Source organism: Moritella marina ATCC 15381, assembly GCF_008931805.1.
GTDB lineage: Bacteria > Pseudomonadota > Gammaproteobacteria > Enterobacterales > Moritellaceae > Moritella > Moritella marina.
The window spans coordinates 56,766-75,100 of record NZ_CP044399.1 but is presented as its reverse complement, the minus strand read 5'-3'; the positions used below and the strand labels follow the sequence as shown (position 1 = coordinate 75,100).

Annotated in this window: 15 protein-coding genes and 2 tRNA genes; 1 reads left to right on the top strand and 16 read right to left on the bottom strand. The window is 41.3% G+C overall.

Features of this window, described 5'->3' with window-relative positions:
• Positions 1–137: 137 nt before the first annotated feature.
• The 15 genes from nlpI to rlmE form a co-directional block, all read right to left on the bottom strand.
• Positions 138–1,025, bottom strand: coding sequence for a lipoprotein NlpI (gene nlpI / locus FR932_RS00475; RefSeq protein ID WP_019440394.1), 888 nt, complete (start codon positions 1,023–1,025; stop codon positions 138–140).
• A gap of 80 nt (positions 1,026–1,105) precedes the next feature.
• Positions 1,106–3,223: a polyribonucleotide nucleotidyltransferase gene (gene pnp / locus FR932_RS00470; RefSeq protein WP_019440395.1), complete on the bottom strand. Its 2,118-nt coding sequence runs from the start codon at positions 3,221–3,223 to the stop codon at positions 1,106–1,108.
• A gap of 211 nt (positions 3,224–3,434) precedes the next feature.
• On the bottom strand, positions 3,435–3,704 hold the full coding sequence (gene rpsO, locus FR932_RS00465) for a 30S ribosomal protein S15 (RefSeq protein ID WP_019440396.1): 270 nt from the start codon (positions 3,702–3,704) through the stop codon (positions 3,435–3,437).
• A gap of 206 nt (positions 3,705–3,910) precedes the next feature.
• Positions 3,911–4,876, bottom strand: coding sequence for a tRNA pseudouridine(55) synthase TruB (truB, locus tag FR932_RS00460; RefSeq protein WP_019440397.1), 966 nt, complete (start codon positions 4,874–4,876; stop codon positions 3,911–3,913).
• A gap of 2 nt (positions 4,877–4,878) precedes the next feature.
• Positions 4,879–5,304, bottom strand: coding sequence for a 30S ribosome-binding factor RbfA (rbfA, locus tag FR932_RS00455; RefSeq protein ID WP_019440398.1), 426 nt, complete (start codon positions 5,302–5,304; stop codon positions 4,879–4,881).
• 77 nt (positions 5,305–5,381) lie between these two features.
• On the bottom strand, positions 5,382–8,078 hold the full coding sequence (infB, locus tag FR932_RS00450; RefSeq protein ID WP_019440399.1) for a translation initiation factor IF-2: 2,697 nt from the start codon (positions 8,076–8,078) through the stop codon (positions 5,382–5,384).
• A gap of 26 nt (positions 8,079–8,104) precedes the next feature.
• Positions 8,105–9,604, bottom strand: coding sequence for a transcription termination factor NusA (gene nusA / locus FR932_RS00445; RefSeq protein ID WP_019440400.1), 1,500 nt, complete (start codon positions 9,602–9,604; stop codon positions 8,105–8,107).
• A 14-nt stretch (positions 9,605–9,618) separates the two neighbouring features.
• Positions 9,619–10,077 carry a ribosome maturation factor RimP gene (gene rimP, locus FR932_RS00440; RefSeq protein WP_019440401.1) on the bottom strand — a complete coding sequence of 153 codons (459 nt, stop codon included), beginning with the start codon at positions 10,075–10,077 and terminating at the stop codon, positions 9,619–9,621.
• A 239-nt stretch (positions 10,078–10,316) separates the two neighbouring features.
• Positions 10,317–10,393 (bottom strand) — tRNA-Met (locus FR932_RS00435).
• Positions 10,394–10,568: 175 nt separating this feature from the next.
• A tRNA-Leu gene (locus FR932_RS00430) sits at positions 10,569–10,653 on the bottom strand.
• Positions 10,654–10,775: 122 nt separating this feature from the next.
• A complete protein-coding gene (gene secG / locus FR932_RS00425; RefSeq protein WP_019440402.1) occupies positions 10,776–11,096 on the bottom strand; it encodes a preprotein translocase subunit SecG in 321 nt (106 codons plus the stop codon).
• A 260-nt stretch (positions 11,097–11,356) separates the two neighbouring features.
• Positions 11,357–12,691, bottom strand: a complete 1,335-nt coding sequence (gene glmM, locus FR932_RS00420) for a phosphoglucosamine mutase (RefSeq protein WP_019440403.1) — start codon at positions 12,689–12,691, stop codon at positions 11,357–11,359.
• An 89-nt stretch (positions 12,692–12,780) separates the two neighbouring features.
• The gene (gene folP, locus FR932_RS00415; protein WP_019440404.1) at positions 12,781–13,635 is read right to left on the bottom strand and encodes a dihydropteroate synthase; all 855 of its coding nucleotides are present in this window, start codon (positions 13,633–13,635) and stop codon (positions 12,781–12,783) included.
• Positions 13,636–13,730: 95 nt separating this feature from the next.
• Positions 13,731–15,692 carry an ATP-dependent zinc metalloprotease FtsH gene (gene ftsH, locus FR932_RS00410; RefSeq protein ID WP_019440405.1) on the bottom strand — a complete coding sequence of 654 codons (1,962 nt, stop codon included), beginning with the start codon at positions 15,690–15,692 and terminating at the stop codon, positions 13,731–13,733.
• 319 nt (positions 15,693–16,011) lie between these two features.
• Entirely contained in the window at positions 16,012–16,656 is a 645-nt protein-coding gene (rlmE, locus tag FR932_RS00405; protein ID WP_019440406.1) for a 23S rRNA (uridine(2552)-2'-O)-methyltransferase RlmE, read from the bottom strand.
• Positions 16,657–16,770: 114 nt separating this feature from the next.
• Here rlmE and yhbY point away from each other — a divergent pair, with 114 nt between their 5' ends.
• Entirely contained in the window at positions 16,771–17,067 is a 297-nt protein-coding gene (yhbY, locus tag FR932_RS00400) for a ribosome assembly RNA-binding protein YhbY (protein ID WP_019440407.1), read from the top strand.
• Between the two features lie 148 nt (positions 17,068–17,215).
• On the opposite strand, the gene greA is transcribed toward yhbY, so the two are convergent.
• Positions 17,216–17,695, bottom strand: a complete 480-nt coding sequence (gene greA, locus FR932_RS00395; RefSeq protein ID WP_019440408.1) for a transcription elongation factor GreA — start codon at positions 17,693–17,695, stop codon at positions 17,216–17,218.
• Positions 17,696–18,335 lie beyond the last annotated feature (640 nt).

Here is an 18,335-nt window from a genome sequence, read left to right as displayed (position 1 = left end):
TTTATTTTGTAGTTAAGAGTAAGGGGGAGGTTGGGAGGGGGTCTGCTCCTCCCCTTTAACTTCAAGGGGGAGGTTGGGAGGGGGTCTGCTCCTCCCCTTTAACTGCAAGGGGGAGGCTGGGAGGGGGTCTGCTTTTATTATTTAGCGGCTAATCTCGACAATTCTAAACGCGCATAACCATGCTCAATAAATTCATAGACATTATTGCTAAGAGCCAACTTAAAATAGCTTTCAGCAGCACGATTATCATTGCTCAGTAGTTTATATTTACCCAGATAAAAGTACGTTTCAGTTAAACGGTGCGCTAATATTTTATTGTACGCGGGATCTGTCTTATCTAAACCATCAAGTAATTTCGCCAATAATTGCGTCTCGCTTAGCTCTTGAGTATACAGCGCCACAATATTCCATGACCAATTATTATCAATATGCTGGCTGTAACGCGTTTTAACGGCGGCTAATGCATCTTGAGGACTTACTTCATATTCAGGGTAATACAGCCACAATGTTCTAAATGGGTCGTTAGGCGATTCATTATAAGCACTGATTAGATCATCAGTCGCTAAACGATAACGCTCACCATAATATAAAGCGATACCGCGATTCAGAAGTACATAATTATTCTCGGGATCTAACTGCGCAATAGAATCATACGCATCATAGGCTTCATCAAATTGCTCGGTTTGCGTCATATACAAGCCAATGAAATTATAAGCTGGGACAAAATCAGGCTGTAATGTCAAAGAACGTTGAAAGTCAGCGTGTGCCAATGAACGTAACCCCATGCTATCAGCGAGTAAGCCTCGCTCATAAAAATAGCGCGCCTGGCGACTACGGTCGTCTTTAGCATCCAGGATCAACTGGCTATAGCGCATTAACATAATTTCGGTTTGGTAATTAACTTGAAGTGGTTCTGCGAGAATTAATTCGGAAGGCGTACGGTCATCAGTTGAAAAAGATCCCGACAGTGAACTACAACCTGAAAGTAAGGCTGTAACAATTAATAAACTAAGACATCTTTTCATAATTACCACTTATTATTTACAGATACAAAAAAGGAGCGTATCAACGCTCCTTAAAATAATCAATCTAAATTAACAACAAGTTATTCGCTAACAGGTTGCTCAGCTGGCGCTGCAGGAGCGTCCATTGCTTCTTTAATACTTAGACGGATACGACCTTGACGATCTACTTCTAGAACTTTAACTTTAACTACTTGTTCTACAGACAGGTGATCTGCAACTTTGTTCACTCGTTCTTGCGTAATTTGCGAGATGTGAACTAAGCCATCTTTACCAGGTAAGATGTTAACAAATGCGCCGAAGTCAGCTAGACGTACAACTTTACCTTCGTAGATTTGACCAACTTCAACTTCAGCAGTTAATTGGTGGATACGTTCGATTGCTGCTTGTGCCTGTTCGCCACTTGTCGCTGCAATTTTCACTGTACCGTCATCTTCGATTTCGATCGTAGTACCAGTTTCTTCAGTAAGTGCACGGATTGTTGCGCCGCCTTTACCGATGATATCTTTGATCTTGTCCGTGTTGATTTTGATTGTGTGAATGCGCGGTGCGAATTCAGATACGTCATCACGGTTAGTTGCGATAGCTTGATCCATAACACTTAAGATATGTAAACGTGCAGCTTTTGCTTGTACAAGCGCTTTCTGCATGATCTCTTTAGTGATACCTTCAATTTTGATATCCATCTGTAGTGCAGTGATACCGCCAGTTGAACCAGCAACTTTAAAGTCCATGTCACCTAAGTGATCTTCATCACCAAGGATGTCTGAAAGTACTACGCTACGGTCACCGTCAAGAACTAGACCCATTGCGATACCCGCAACAGAAGCCTTGATTGGCACACCTGCATCCATAAGTGCTAACGAAGTACCACATACAGAAGCCATTGAGCTTGAACCGTTAGATTCAGTAATTTCAGATACAACACGTACTGTGTACGGGAATTCATCTGCGTTTGGCATAACAGCTAAAACGCCACGTTTCGCTAGACGACCGTGACCAATTTCACGACGTTTAGGCGAACCTACCATACCCGTTTCACCAACACAGTAAGGAGGGAAATTATAATGCATTAGGAAACGGTCAACAGTTTCACCAGTTAGGCTGTCGATACGTTGTGCATCACGTTCAGTACCTAATGTAGCTGTAACAAGTGCTTGTGTTTCGCCACGTGTGAATAGTGAGCTACCGTGTGTACGTGGTAGAACGCCAGTCATTACGCTTAGAGCACGGATCATTTCTGGATCACGACCATCAATACGTGGTTCGCCATCTAGAATACGATTACGTACGATATTCTTTTCTAAAGAACCAAGTAGTTCACCCGCTTCACGCGTGTTTAGCTCTTCGTTTTCTTCTTGAAGTTTAGCGATTGCTGCTGACTTGATGCCACCAACTTTAGCGTAACGTTCAGTTTTTTCTTGGATTTGGTATGCTTCAGCAAGTTCACCTGAAGCTAGTTCAGCGATTTTTGCTTTAAGCTCAGTGTTTACAACTGGTGCAGACCAATCCCATTTAGGTGTGTTAACTTCAGCAGCAAATTCTTTAACAGCTTCGATAACAACTTGCATTTGTTCGTGGCCATAAACAACCGCGCCTAGCATTTGTTCTTCGCTTAGAATTTCAGCTTCAGACTCAACCATAAGTACTGCATTTTCAGTACCAGCAACAACTAGGTCTAATTTGCTTTCTGCTAACTCAGAGGTTGATGGGTTAAGAATGTATTCGTCATTTTGGAAACCGATACGTGCAGCACCGATAGGACCATTGAACGGCATACCAGAGATGCTTAATGCAGCTGATACACCAATTAATGCAACCAAATCAGGTTGGATTTCTGGGTTAACAGATACAACTGTAGCAACTACTTGTACTTCATTTTTGAAGCCAGCAGGAAATAGTGGACGGATTGGACGGTCGATTAGGCGACATGTTAAAGTCTCGCCTTCACTTGGACGGCCTTCACGTTTAAAGAAGCCACCAGGGATCTTACCTGCAGCGTAAGTACGTTCTTGGTAATTCACTGTTAGCGGGAAGAAATCACGACCAGCTTCAGCTTGTTTTTTACCAACAACACTTACTAAAACAGAAGTATCACCGATGCTTGCCATTACAGCTGCTGTTGCTTGACGTGCAATAACACCTGTTTCTAATGTAACTGTATGTTGACCATACTTAAACGATTTTACGATAGGATTCACTCTTTGTCCTTAATCTTTAATGTCTCTTTAATTTCGTCGCTAAGTATACTGCATAAAAAAATTAAAGGGCAATGTAAGTATTGGAAATAGTGAAATAAGTTGGAAAATAACGTAATGAGGGGGCATTTTCAGGTAAATTTAACAGCAAAAAGGAGCCAAATTGGCTCCTTTCTTATAATCTGTTGTCCGTAGACGTCAAATTAATCGTCGATTAACGACGTAGACCTAGACGTGCAATAAGATCTGCATAACGTACGTTTTCAGTACGTTTTAGGTAGTCAAGAAGTTTACGACGGCTAGCAACCATACGTAATAGACCACGACGGCTGTGGTGATCATGGATGTGCTTCTTGAAGTGACCTTGAAGGTGGTTGATTTGTGCAGTTAGAAGTGCAACTTGAACTTCAGTTGAACCTGTGTCGCCTTCTTGACGTGCGAAATCTGCAACGATTACTGCTTTAGCTTCAGCGCTTAATGACATAGTGGAATCTCCAATATAGATAAATAGCTTATAGCCGACCACTCGTTCAGCTATAAGAAGAACCGCGGAGTATACAGATCTAGCTTAATTCCTGCAATCATTTTTAGCCCTGAATAGACAAACAAAAAAAGGCGTATAAAAAAGGCACTATTACCTGGGTAATAATGCCTTTTATCGCATTCATTAAACACATATGAATAATGAACTTATTTTGCTTCGCGCGCCTGCGTTTCGTAATTAACGATACGTTTAGGAGCCACTCTGCCTTGGTCATCGATAGCACCAACGCCAATGAAAGCACGCTCGTCACCAACCGTCATGCGCACTAAGCCAGACTCTGGCGTGTTCGGTACTACAACAGGTTGCCCATGTAATACAAAACCGCCCGTTTCTTCACTCATGTTCGCTTCAGGTAAATGACTTACCGCTGAATCAAGTGGCATCAGTAACGGATCAAGTACATCTTTCGGTTCAACACCCGCTGCTTTCGCTTGTTCAACCATCTCTTCCAGCTGTTCAAACGTCATCATACGTTCTGCTGGATAAGCGCTAACACCAATACGGCGTAACATAGAGACGTGTGCACCGCAGCCTAGTAGCTCCCCTAAATCATCAACGATAGTACGGATATATGTACCCTTACTCACGTGAATTTCTAAGTTAACTTCATCATTTTCAAAACTTAATAATTTAAGTTCAAAAACTGAAATAGGACGTGCAGGGCGATCGATAAAGATACCTTGACGCGCATACCAGTACAAAGGCTTGCCTTCGTGTTTCAATGCCGAAAACATTGACGGTACTTGCTTCGTGTCACCACGGAAAGTATCAAGCGCAATTAACAACTCAGCATCGCTCACATTAACGGTGCGCGTTTGCACGATCTCGCCATGTGAATCAGATGTATCCGTACGTTCACCCAGCTTTGCCGTTACGATGTAACGCTTGTCTGAATCAAGCAAGAATTGTGAAAACTTCGTTGCTTCACCAAAGCAGAGCGGTAACATACCAGTCGCAAGTGGATCTAAAGCGCCAGTGTGACCCGCTTTGGCAGCAAAGAAAATTTTCTTAACACGCTGTAATGCATCGTTTGAGCTAATGCCTGTTGGTTTATCCAACAAGAATACACCATGTACATCACGGCCATTCCAGCGACGACGACGTCCAGACATGACTAAGACTCTCCTTCAGAAGCGTCTTTTTCATCTGCCGTAGTACCGTAATCATCTTGCAGCTTTTTATCTTTAGCACGTACTTCAGTTACTAAGCTTGAAAGACGCATACCTTCAACAAGTGTATTGTCATAGATGAAACGTAGTTCAGGCACGATACGTAGCTTCATAGAGCTACCCACTAATGAGCGGATATAACCACTTGCTGTATCTAGTGCTGCAATACCATCTTTGATACGCTCTTCATCATTATCGATGTTGAAGAAAGTAACATATACTTTTGCGTAAGATAGATCACGAGATAGATCGATACTTGATACTGTTACCATACCAACACGCGGATCTTTTACTTCACGTTGTAAAATACGTGCGATTTCTTGTTGTAGTTGCTGAGCAACACGACGAGAACGACTGAATTCTTTAGCCATTTTTAAAATTCCTCTAAAGGAAAATGGGGACCTAAGGCCCCCATCAAATTATTTTTATCGAACCGAGCAATTAATCGTTACAGAGTACGTTTAATTTCAACAGTTTCGAATACTTCGATTTGGTCACCAACGCGTACGTCGTTATAGTTCTTAACGCCGATACCACATTCAATACCCATACGAACTTCTTGTACGTCATCTTTAAAGCGACGTAGAGATTCAAGCTCACCTTCGTAGATAACGATGTTATCACGTAGTACACGGATTGGTGCGCTACGTTTGATGATACCTTCAGTAACCATACAACCAGCAATAGAACCGATTTTAGGTGATTTGAATACATCACGAACTTCAGCCAGACCAATGATTTCTTGACGGAACTCAGGTGCAAGCAGACCGCTCATCGCTTGTCTAACTTCATCAATTACATCATAGATAACGCTGTAGTAACGTAAATCAACACTTTCGTTGCTTACAACTTCACGCGCTTTTGCGTCAGCACGTACGTTGAAACCAAGTACGATTGCGTTTGATGCAGCAGCTAGTGTCACGTCAGTTTCAGTAATACCACCAACACCACGTGTGATGATTGCTACTTTAACTTCGTCAGTTGATAGTTTCACTAGTGAATCACAAAGTGCTTCAAGTGAACCTTGAACATCAGCTTTAAGCACGATGTTAAGCTCAGAAACTTCGCCCGCTTCCATGTTCGCAAACATGTTATCAAGTTTAGATTTCTGTTGACGAGCAAGTTTAACATCACGGAATTTACCTTGACGGTAAAGCGCAACTTCACGTGCTTTCTTCTCATCACGAACAACTGTTGCTTCATCACCTGATTGAGGCACACCAGAAAGACCTAGGATCTCTACAGGAATAGAAGGACCAGCAGATTCGATTGCTTTACCATTCTCATCGCGCATTGCACGAACACGGCCGTATTCTAGACCACAAAGAACGATATCGCCTTGTTTTAATTCACCTTGTTGTACAAGTACAGTTGCAACTGGACCACGACCTTTATCAAGACGAGATTCAATAACAACACCCGCAGCAGGACCAGTAGCAACCGCTTCTAGTTCTAATACGTCAGCTTGTAATAAGATAGCTTCAAGTAGTTCATCAACACCAGTACCCGCTTTAGCAGAAACATAAACAAACATGTTTTCGCCGCCCCAGTCTTCTGGCATAACGTTGTGTTGAGCTAGTTCACTCTTAACGCGGTCTGTATCAGCACCTTCTTTATCCATCTTGTTCACAGCAATAATCAGTGGCACACCCGCTGCTTTCGCATGGTGGATAGCTTCGATTGTTTGTGGCATAACACCATCGTCTGCAGCAACAACAAGAACAACAATATCAGTTGCTTGAGCACCACGAGCACGCATTGACGTAAACGCCGCGTGACCAGGAGTATCAAGGAAAGACACCATGCCGTTTTCAGTTTCAACGTGGTAAGCACCAATATGCTGTGTAATACCACCGGCTTCACCGTCTGCAACTTTAGCGCGACGGATATAATCTAGTAGTGATGTTTTACCATGATCAACGTGACCCATGATAGTAACAACTGGTGCACGAGTAACTTTAACACCTTGTGTTACATCTTGCGCGTCAGCTAATACAGCTTCTTCTAAAGCATTCTCTTTAACCAAGATAACTTTATGACCCATGTCTTCCGCAACAAGTTGTGCAGTTTCTTGATCAAGTACTTGGTTAATAGTAACCATAGAGCCCTGCTTCATCATATATTTGATGATTTCAGTCGCTTTGATTGCCATTTTTTGTGCTAATTCACTAACACTGATCGTTTCACCGATGCGAACATCACGTTCAACTTTAGCAACTGGCTTGTTGAAGCCCTGCTGCATGCCTTCAGGTGCGTTAACAGATTTACCTTGATGACGGTTATAACGGTTATCAGGCTTACGACCTTTCGCTTTACGTGCTTTACCTTTACCTTTTGGTGCAGGTTTGGCAGCTTCAGTTACAGGTGCAACAGGTTTTTTCTTACGTTCACCTTTTTGCGCCTGTGCATCAGCATCATCTTCAGCTGCTTGCGCATGTGTAGATGTTGTTACGTGGTAATCAGCCGACTTCTCTGTTTTTGCACGTTCAGCTTCTTCTGCAGCCCAACGTCCAGAGTTTTCTTCTGCTAATTTACGTGCTTCTTCAGCTTTTTGTTGAGCTTCCAGCTCAGCTTTACGAGTGGCTTCCTGCTCTTGCTTCTGCTTCAACGCTTCCGCTTCGCGCTTCGCCATATCATCTGCCTCTTTTGATTTAGTAGTTTTCTGTTTTGTGTCACGTTTTGCTTTATCTGCAGCATCACGTTTTGCTTTTGCTTCAGCGTCTGCTTTTTCTTTTGCTTGAGCATCAGCTTGTGCTTTTGCTTGAGCTTTCGCTTCAGCTTGTGCTTTTAATTCAGCTGCTTCTGCAGCAGCTTTTTCTTCTGCTAATTGCGCTTCATCTTCAGCGGCAGTACGTTTTACGTAAGTACGTTTTTTACGTACTTCTACTGCTACTGATTTCTGCTTACCGCCACCGCTTGCTACGCTAAGCGTGCTTTTGGTTTTGCGTTGTAATGTTAAGCGACTTGGCTCAGCCGTATCACTACCGTGTTGTTCACTTAAGTGCACAAGTAGTGTCTGCTTTTCACCTTCATTAACCGTACTATCGTTCGCTTTTGCTATACCAGCATCAGAGAATTGTTGTACTAGGCGATCAACAGTCGTACCGATATCCTCGGCCAATTTTGTAATTGATACATCTGCCATGTAATTCGATCCCTCTCTTCGCGTTATTATTCGCTATCACTGAACCAACAGATATTACGTGCAGCCATAATTAATTCACCAGCACGTTCATCCGTTAACTCTTCAATTTCGCTTAAATCGTCGATGCCTTGTTCAGCCAGCTCTTCCAGAGTAGTTACTCCGATGCTTGCAAGTACATAAGCTAGGTGCTTCTCTAAGCCTTCAAGCGCTAATAAATCTGCACTTGGTTCTGCACCTTCTAGTGATTCTTCTGCAGCAAGTGCAGATGTCGTTAGTGCGTTTTTAGCACGTGAACGTAATTCATCAACTAGATCTTCATCAAAACCATCGATTTGTAAGAATTCATTAACTGGTACATACGCGATTTCTTCTAGAGAAGAGAAACCTTCGCCGATCAGTAATTCAGCCATATCTTCATCGATATCTAATTTATCAGTGAAGATATTCATCAAACGGTCGTTTTCTTTCTGGTGTTTTTCGTTCGCTTCAGCAACTGTCATCACGTTTAGTTCCCAACCCGTAAGTTGTGACGCTAGACGTACGTTTTGACCGTTACGGCCAATTGCTTGTGCTAGGTTATCTTGCTCAACCGCAATATCCATTGAGTGTTGATCTTCGTCAACAATAATAGAAGCAACTTCAGCAGGCGCCATTGCATTGATAACGAATTGTGCTGGGTTATCATCCCAAAGGATAATATCAACACGTTCACCGTTAAGTTCACTTGAAACGGCTTGTACACGTGCGCCACGCATACCAACACAAGCACCAACAGGGTCGATACGTTTGTCGTTAGATTTAACAGCAATCTTAGCGCGCGAACCTGGATCACGAGCAGCGGCTTTAAGTTCAAGCATCTCTTCGTTGAATTCAGGCACTTCTACGCGGAACAATTCGATTAGCATTTCGTTACATGCACGGCTAATAAATAGCTGAGTGCCACGCGCTTCAGGTTTTACTTCTTTCAGTAAGCCTTTAATGCGATCGCCTGTACGGAATGATTCACGTGGTAGCATTTCGTCTTTAAACATTACTGCTTCAGCATTGTTACCCAGATCTAATACCACAGTTTCACGGTTAGCACGTTTAACTAAACCAGTGATTAGCTCACCTTCGTGTTTAGCGTATTGCTGAACGATTAAATCGCGTTCTGCTTCACGTACTTTTTGAATGATTACTTGCTTGGCTGTTTGCGTTGTTACACGGTCAAATACAACTGATTCAATTGTATCTTCAATGTAACCACCCACTTCGATGGTTTCATCATCAAATTTAGCAGCGTCCAGGGTAATTTCAGAGAAAGGGTTTTCTAATGCTTCACCTTTATCATCGATTACAAGCCAGCGACGGAACGTTTCAAAATTACCGGTTTTACGGTCAATTTCAACACGAACTTCAATTTCGCCTTCATATCGTTTTTTAGTCGCTGTTGCTAAAGCAATTTCCATCGCTTCGAAAATTTTCTCACGAGGTAGTGCTTTCTCGTTAGAAACTGCATCAACAACTAACAGAATTTCTTTATTCATTCCCGGACGCCTCGTTAGTCAAATTTTGGAACTATATTTGCTTTTTGGATATTTGCGTGTGCTAAGACTTCGTCTTTGCCATCAATTGTTACAGTGATCATCTCACCATCAACACTTTTGATTACGCCTTTAAACTTACGACGACCATTAACAGCCATACGTAATAATGCTTTAATTTCAGAACCACAGTACTCAGCGTAATGTGCAACTTTAAATAATGGACGTTCCATACCAGGTGAAGATACCTCTAAGAAGTACTCCGTAGTAATTGGATCTTCAACATCCATAATGGCGCTAATTTGATGACTTACTTTCGAACAGTCATCAACAAAAATACCATTTTCATGATCGATATAAACAAGTAATGTCGAGTGTTTACCCGCGCGTGTGAACTCAATACCGATAAGGTCAAAACCTAACATTTCAACTGTTGGTTCTAACAATTCAGTTAGTGTTTGTTCTAAACTCGCCAAAACAACCCCCTAAAAACGAAAAAAGGGCATATGCCCGTAATTTAAAAAATAAAAAAGCCCCGACTATAAGGCGAGGCTTCTTACTACTAGACCTTGTAATCCACTTGCGTGGCGCTTATTAAATAAATAATAAACAAGAAGCCAATAGAATTACGTAAATTAAATTTATCGAGATAAAAATAAATTTAAGTAATGCTATTTGCACACTGCTGACTAGCCCTATCAACAGGTATAAGAACTGGTTGCGGGAGCTGGATTTGAACCAACGACCTTCGGGTTATGAGCCCGACGAGCTACCAAACTGCTCCATCCCGCGACAATGTTCTTACTGCGCTGATTATAGGCTATTGCGGTAGTAATAAGCAAGGCCAAATTAACTTTAATACTAAAGTTAACAGTAAAACTGATAGCAATAATTAAATGCTTCAATAAAAACAAAAAAAGCCGATTCATAATGAATCAGCTTTTAATATTTATTCTTATAAATTTAGTGGTGCGGATGGGGGGACTTGAACCCCCACGACCTAAGTCACCAACCCCTCAAGCTGGCGCGTCTACCAATTCCGCCACATCCGCGCAATACTAAATTTATTCTTTCTTTTTATAAGTTACATCATTAATTTGAGGTAATATTTGTAACTTAGTCTTACTACATAATGCCTTAAGCTAGCAGATAATTAAATCACCAAGCTTAATGCTTATTGAGGTACGTCGCTGTTGTCTACTGGCGATACTGGCACATCACTTGTGATTACTGGTTTTTCAGCGTCTAGAATCACATCAGTTTCAGATTGCGTAGATAAATTACCAAGCACTAGGCTTAAAGCAAAAAACACAACAGCAAGTATAGCTGTAACGCGAGTTAAAAAGTTACCTGAACCGCCAGAACCAAATACAGTATTTGAACCGCCAGAACCAAAGCTAGCACCCATATCAGCGCCTTTGCCTTGCTGCATAAGAACGAATCCGATGATTGCAAGTGCAACAATTAAGTAAATAACAATAATAACTTCGTACATTTTAATACCTAAATCTCAAAAGGTTTAATATAGCTTTATCGAACATCCTTACCCGAGGTAAGGGACACTTGATCCGACATTCAGTCAATCTCTAACTAAATCACGACAAGTGGTAAAGCGAAGCAGATATTATCTAACCTCTACTCTAGTTGCAAGCTGATTATTAAAAAAAACAATGAATAAAAGGCTTTAGCACAAAACAACATCACTTGCGGTACACTAATAAGCCTTAATTCATTGTCTATATGGTTTATGTAGGGTTAAAAAGTGGCCTTTACAGCATCAGCAATTTTATTCGCCAGTGCTAAGACATGCGTTTCGTCTTCACCTTCCACCATCACGCGGATAAGCGGTTCAGTACCTGATTTACGCAGTAAGACACGACCACGATCTGCAAGCTCTTGTTCAACATCTTTAACCGCAGCTAATACAGATTCAGCTAGCAATGGATCAGAATCACCACTAAAGCGTACATTCACCAGTACTTGTGGGAACTTGCTCATGCCAGAACGTAATTCTTGCAGCGTTAAACCACTGTTAATCATAGCCGCTAACACTAACAAGCTCGATACGATACCGTCACCTGTTGTCGTGTGATCCAGTGAAATAATATGACCCGAGTTCTCACCACCAATGCGCCAGCCTTTTTCAAGTAACATTTCCACGACATAGCGATCACCTACCGCACTACGTGCAAATGGGATCCCGAGAGATTTAAGTGCGACTTCTAAGCCCATATTTGCCATTAATGTACCAACAACACCGCCTTTTAACTCGCCGTTGCGCAGCGCCTCACGCGCCATGATATACAAAATTTCATCACCATCAATAACATAACCAGTGTGATCGACCATCATCAGGCGATCGCCATCACCATCATAAGCAACACCCAAATCAGCTTTTTCTGCAAGCACGCGTGCAGCTAATGCCGCTGGTTCTGTCGCACCACAGCCATCATTAATGTTCAAGCCATTCGGGCTAACACCAATCGGAATAATTTCTGCACCGAGTTCTTTAAATACGCTTGGTGCAATGTGATAAGTCGCGCCGTGAGCACAATCTAACACTATTTTAAGGCCTTTAAGACTCGCGCGTGATGGGAATGTGCTTTTGCAATATTCGATGTAACGACCAGCAGCATCATCGATACGCACTGCTTTACCCAGTAATGCAGATTCAACACAGGTCAATTCTTTTTCTAACTGTGCTTCAATCGCCAGTTCGACTTCGTCTGGTAGTTTCGTGCCATTCGCTGAGAAAAATTTAATGCCATTATCATGGTATGGGTTATGCGATGCACTGATCACAATACCGGCTTCAGCGCGGAATGTTCGGGTTAAATACGCAACAGCAGGTGTCGGCATCGGGCCCATGAATGCAGCATCTAGACCCGCTGCAGATAGACCAGCCTCGAGTGCGCTTTCCAGCATGTAGCCAGAGATACGTGTATCTTTACCAATCAATACTTTTTTAGTGCCTTGCTGTGCAAGTACTTTACCTGCAGCCCAACCTAGTTTAAGTACAAATTCAGGAGTAATAGGTGCTTTACCTACAAGGCCACGGATACCATCTGTACCAAAATACTTTCTTGACATATTTAATCCCTAATATCGTTTAATACGAGTCAACATTGAGTTCAACCCGTCTATTCATTTAATGTTTGGTTTTTTATTCTGTGTTTGCTTTACTTGTTTGACCCGTGCTTAGCAAGTTGTGCTACGACAGCTAATACATCAGCAGTTTCACGTACATCATGAACACGTAAAATTTGTGCACCATCGCCAGCAGCGGCAGTCGCACATGCAAGGCTACCCGCTAATCGCTGTGATTCATCACACTGTAATAAATTACCGATCATCGACTTGCGTGAAACGCCAATCAGAACAGGTAAACCAAATTGATGAAACAAAGCGGTGTCAGCCAGTAACTGATAATTCTGCTCTAAGGTCTTGCCGAAGCCAAAGCCAGGATCAAGTATGATATGTTCACGTTTGATACCCGCATCAACACAATCCAAGATACGTTGCTCTAGAAACGATACAACTTCTGCGGTGACATCTTGATAAGCCGGTGCATCTTGCATATTACTTGGCTGACCTTGCATATGCATAATACAAACAGGTACAGCCAGTTCAGCAGCCGCTTGTAATGCGCCCTCTGCCTGTAATGCTCGAACATCGTTAATAATGTGCGCACCTGCAGCAATAGCTTGGCGCATGACTTCCGCTTTGCTGGTATCGATAGAAATAATCACATCAAGTTGTGCTGATATATGTTCAATAATCGGGATCACACGGGCAAGTTCTTCTTCTAAACTCACCGCACTTGCACCAGGGCGTGTTGATTCACCACCGATATCGATAATCGTCGCGCCATCAGCAACCATCTTTTGCGCTTGCTGAAAAGCAGCATCTAGACCGTGATATTGACCACCATCAGAAAAAGAATCTGGTGTGACATTAAGAATCCCCATGACCACAGGTTGATCCAGATTAAGCATTTTAACATGCTTGTTATTCGCCGTTAAGTTTAACTGCATTATCGTTTCAATCCCTAAAAAAAAACCCCGAGTTAGACTCGAGGTTTATTCTATCATGAATTAATAGCTATAAAGTAATACTGAGCAAGCGAAGCTTATTCTGTATCTTTTTTATCATTCTCTTTTTCGCTATTGTCTTCACTTTCTTTTACATTTTTTTTCTCAAGATCAATATTTGATTTTTTTTCAATATCAATTTTGCTTTCTTGAGATGCATCTTTATCCAATGTACCGTAGCTTTCGCCCCAGTCCGCAGGTGGACGCACTTCAACACGCGCCATTAAGTCATCAAGTTGTTTCGCATCGATTGTTTCATATTTCATTAATGCATCTTTCATCGCATGCAAAATGTCCATATTTTCACTCAACAATTTATACGAACGCTGATAGTTAGTATCAACTAAGTGACGAATTTCTTCATCGATTAATTTCGCTGTATCAGCTGACATGCTTGCAGCTTGTGAGCCACCGCCACCAAGGAATACTTCACCTTGCTCATCAGCAAACTTCATCGGACCTAATTTTTCAGATAGACCCCATTGCGTAACCATTTTACGAGAGATGTCTGTAGCACGTTCAATATCATTTGAAGCACCAGTAGATACAGCGTCTTTACCAAAGATAATTTCTTCAGCAATACGACCACCATAAAGACTTGAGATCATGCTTTCTAAATGACGTTTTGAATGACTCACACGATCTTGTTCAGGTAAGTACATTGTCACGCCTAGCGCACGGCCACGTGGAATAATACTTACTTTATAAACAGGATCATGCTCTGGTACTAAGCGACCAACGATTGCGTGACCAGCTTCATGGTACGCTGTCATCGTTTTCTCTTCTTCGCTCATGACCATGCTCTTACGTTCAGCACCCATCAAGATCTTATCTTTGGCTTTTTCAAACTCAGCCATAGATACTGTGCGTTTATTGGTACGCGCTGCAAATAGTGCGGCTTCATTAACTAAGTTTGCAAGCTCAGCACCAGAGAAACCTGGTGTACCACGTGCAATTAATACTGTCTCAACGTCATCGCTGATTGGTACTTTACGCATATGTACTTTCAAGATCTGGTCACGACCACGAATATCAGGTAGACCAACCGTTACTTGACGGTCAAAACGACCTGGACGTAGTAGTGCTGGATCAAGTACGTCTGGACGGTTCGTCGCAGCAATAACAATGATACCTTCATTACCTTCAAAGCCATCCATTTCAACCAACATTTGGTTGAGCGTTTGTTCACGTTCATCGTGACCACCGCCCATACCAGAACCACGTTTACGACCTACAGCATCGATTTCATCAATAAAGATGATACATGGTGATGATTTTTTCGCTTGTTCGAACATGTCACGCACACGAGATGCACCAACACCAACAAACATTTCAACGAAATCAGAACCTGAAATAGTGAAAAATGGTACTTTAGCTTCACCAGCAATTGCTTTTGCTAGTAATGTTTTACCTGTACCAGGTGAACCAACTAATAAGATACCCGTTGGGATTTTACCACCCAATTTTTGGAATCGAGTCGGGTCTTTTAAGTAATCAACCAATTCAGCAACTTCTTCTTTTGCCTCATCACAACCTGCAACGTCAGCAAATGTTGTCTTGATTTGGTCTTCACTCATTAGACGTGCTTTACTCTTACCGAATGACATAGCGCCTTTACCGCCGCCACCTTGCATTTGGCGCATAAAGAACACCCAAACACCGATAAGTAATAGCATTGGGAACCAAGAGATGAAGATAGAAGTCAGTAAACTTTCTTCTGCTTCAGGCTCACCAAATACTTTAACGTTGTTGTTTAACAAGTCATTTAACAGCTGTGGGTCTTCCGCTGGTAAGAAAGTAACAAACTTCTGGCCGCCTTGGCTAACACCACGGATTGTACGTCCGTTGATCTTAACTTCGTTAACCTGTTTATTTCTAACTTGTTGTACAAATGAACTGTAATCTAACTGATTACTGGAATTATCATTTGGTCCGAAACTCTGAAATACTGACATTAATACGACTGCAATAACCAGCCATAAAATCAGATTTTTTGCCATATCACTCAAAATCTAGCCTCTCCGGGTCTTAAGTTCCCTGAAAAAAAACAGTTGATACACTCAATATATTAAATATAGACAGTTTAACAACAACTTACATTTTAAATTTTCATCCTGTGATCCTTACAAGTAAAACGTAAGGTGCAGAACCCTTTCGATATTCTCTACTGTCTAATTGAATATATCAAGAGTTGACGATTTATTAACATAATAAAATGCTTATTACCGTCAAATCTCTGTTTTATCCTTTAATAACAGTAGTGATATTATCCTTTGTAGCTAGCCACAAATTTTAACCTTTATAGCCTGTTGCTACAATTTAACCTTTGTAACCCGTTGCAACGATAAAGACTTCGCGTGAACGTGCACGTGATGAATCCGGTTTTCTGGTTCTGACGACAGTAAACATACTACGCACATCTTTCATAAATTGCTCAAAGCCTTCACCTTGGAACACTTTAACCGCAAAACTACCACCTGGTTTAAGTACTTCACGGCACATTTCGAGTGCTAATTCGACCAAATACATTGCTGCTGGTTGATCAACACCAATATTACCACTCATGTTTGGTGCCATATCAGAGATAACAACATCAATCTGGCCATCACCCACTTTCGCGAGTAAAGCCGACAATACTTTTTCATCTCTAAAGTCACCTTGCAAGAAATCAACACCTGCAATTGGATCCATAGCTAAAATATCACAAGCAATAACACGACCTTTATCACCTAACTGCTTCACAGCATATTGTGACCAACCACCAGGAGCAGCCCCAAGATCGACAATATTCATACCCGGTTTTAATAATTTATCTTTTGCTTGGATCTCTTCAAGCTTAAAAGTTGCACGTGAACGCAACCCTTGTTTCTTTGCATCTTTAACGTATTTATCGTTGTGATGCTCGTTCAGCCAGTTTTTTGAACTGCCTTTTTGGGTACTTTTTTTCTTCGGTGTCGGGGTCATCTGAAAGCCTGTTAATAATATTTTTTTAAACCATTACCATAATGGCATGGTATTAAGATGAAGATGAAGCTAAAATTACTCTTTTTCAACCCTAAGTAATAAGAAATTTAAAATATGGCATTAAGCAACAAACAAAAGCAACACCTAAAAGGTTTAGCACATTCATTAAAACCTGTCATCTTACTAGGCCAACACGGCTTAACTGAAGGTGTTATGGCTGAAATTGAAGTCGCAATCGCACATCATGAACTAATTAAAATTAAAGTTGCGTCTGAAGACCGTGACCAAAAAGCATTAGTAATGGATACCATTGTTAAAGAAGCTAACGCAGAAAAAGTAATGAGCATTGGTCACACGCTGGTTATTTATCGTACAAGTGATGAAAAGAAAATCATACTGCCAAAGAAATAATCGCTTTGTGAGTATCCAGCTGGGCAAGGAATCCCAGCTCGACTATACCCAGTGTTAACACTGGGTCGCAGACCACAATAATACGTGTCTGCATCTTCATACTATGTTCGATAGTTAGCTATATTGCTAATCAACTATGTGTCGATAGTTAGATATATTCTACCGATACAATTTCAAATTCAATCGCGCCGCCCGGTGTCGTTACCATTGCAACATCATCCACGCTTTTACCCACTAAACCACGTGCAATTGGTGAATTAATGGAAATGCGATTTTCTTTGATATTCGCTTCATCATCACCCACAAGATTGTAAGTGATCTCTTCTTCAGTTTCAGTGTTGTAAAGACAGACTGTTGAACCAAAAATAACACGACCGTTATTGGTGATTTTTGTCACATCAATAATCTGGCTGTTAGACAGTTTCCATTCGATATCTTGAACACGGCCTTCACAGAATCCTTGCTCTTCACGTGCTGCGTGATATTCCGCATTTTCTTTTAAATCGCCATGTTCGCGCGCTTCAGCAATTGAATTTACAATTTCAGGACGACGAACTGTTTTAAGATGTTCTAATTCTACACGTAAATTCTCTGCACCACGTGCAGTCATTGGGATCATATTACTCATAATGCTAACCTTTTTAATCAATTCATTATCATGGCATTACTCTATGTTCAATGCTGATAATGCTTACAATCATAATGCCCCATTGTAATACGAATGTGACAACACTTCACCCTATTCAAACCATAAAATCCATTTAATCTTATTATTGAGATGTGAATTCGCTCATGGCCCATTTTCGTTAAATTAATGCATAACCCACAGCTCGCTCACAGTTTCAGCAAACACAAGCAAAGTGAACAACGGGATAGCCAAAAGCACATTTTTATAGTCGTTTTATAAACTATAATGAGCATAGAGGCATGAACACAGACGCCGAGGAGTTAATCAGCAAGTGAATATAGTAACTAATCGACGCTTCACCTACTTCAAAGACCCAAAGCACCAAAAAACACACTTTACACATAAAAAGCTGGCCAAACACATAGAATGTGTGCATAATGTATCCAATACTGCAATCCAAGGACATAATCATGAAAGAATTTCTAGCCGTTTTTACTGTTTTAACTACTTTAGCTATCACAAGTGGTGTTTTGCCATCAATCGCTAACCTATAGTTTTAAAAGTTTCGAAAACAGCATGGAAAAGTTTTTAATTTATAATGATACTTTATAAATAATAGAAAACTTCTCTATGCTGTTTT

Excerpts from the sequence above, each read along its gene's own strand:
- nlpI (WP_019440394.1), bottom strand. The coding sequence starts at position 1,025 with ATGAAAAGATGTCTTAGTTTATTAATTGTTACAGCCTTACTTTCAGGT.
- rpsO (WP_019440396.1), bottom strand. The coding sequence starts at position 3,704 with ATGTCATTAAGCGCTGAAGCTAAAGCAGTAATCGTTGCAGATTTCGCA.
- truB (WP_019440397.1), bottom strand. The coding sequence starts at position 4,876 with ATGTCTGGACGTCGTCGTCGCTGGAATGGCCGTGATGTACATGGTGTA.
- rbfA (WP_019440398.1), bottom strand. The coding sequence starts at position 5,304 with ATGGCTAAAGAATTCAGTCGTTCTCGTCGTGTTGCTCAGCAACTACAA.
- infB (WP_019440399.1), bottom strand. The coding sequence starts at position 8,078 with ATGGCAGATGTATCAATTACAAAATTGGCCGAGGATATCGGTACGACT.
- nusA (WP_019440400.1), bottom strand. The coding sequence starts at position 9,604 with ATGAATAAAGAAATTCTGTTAGTTGTTGATGCAGTTTCTAACGAGAAA.
- secG (WP_019440402.1), bottom strand. The coding sequence starts at position 11,096 with ATGTACGAAGTTATTATTGTTATTTACTTAATTGTTGCACTTGCAATC.
- glmM (WP_019440403.1), bottom strand. The coding sequence starts at position 12,691 with ATGTCAAGAAAGTATTTTGGTACAGATGGTATCCGTGGCCTTGTAGGT.
- folP (WP_019440404.1), bottom strand. The coding sequence starts at position 13,635 with ATGCAGTTAAACTTAACGGCGAATAACAAGCATGTTAAAATGCTTAAT.
- ftsH (WP_019440405.1), bottom strand. The coding sequence starts at position 15,692 with ATGGCAAAAAATCTGATTTTATGGCTGGTTATTGCAGTCGTATTAATG.
- rlmE (WP_019440406.1), bottom strand. The coding sequence starts at position 16,656 with ATGACCCCGACACCGAAGAAAAAAAGTACCCAAAAAGGCAGTTCAAAA.
- yhbY (WP_019440407.1), top strand. The coding sequence starts at position 16,771 with ATGGCATTAAGCAACAAACAAAAGCAACACCTAAAAGGTTTAGCACAT.
- greA (WP_019440408.1), bottom strand. The coding sequence starts at position 17,695 with ATGAGTAATATGATCCCAATGACTGCACGTGGTGCAGAGAATTTACGT.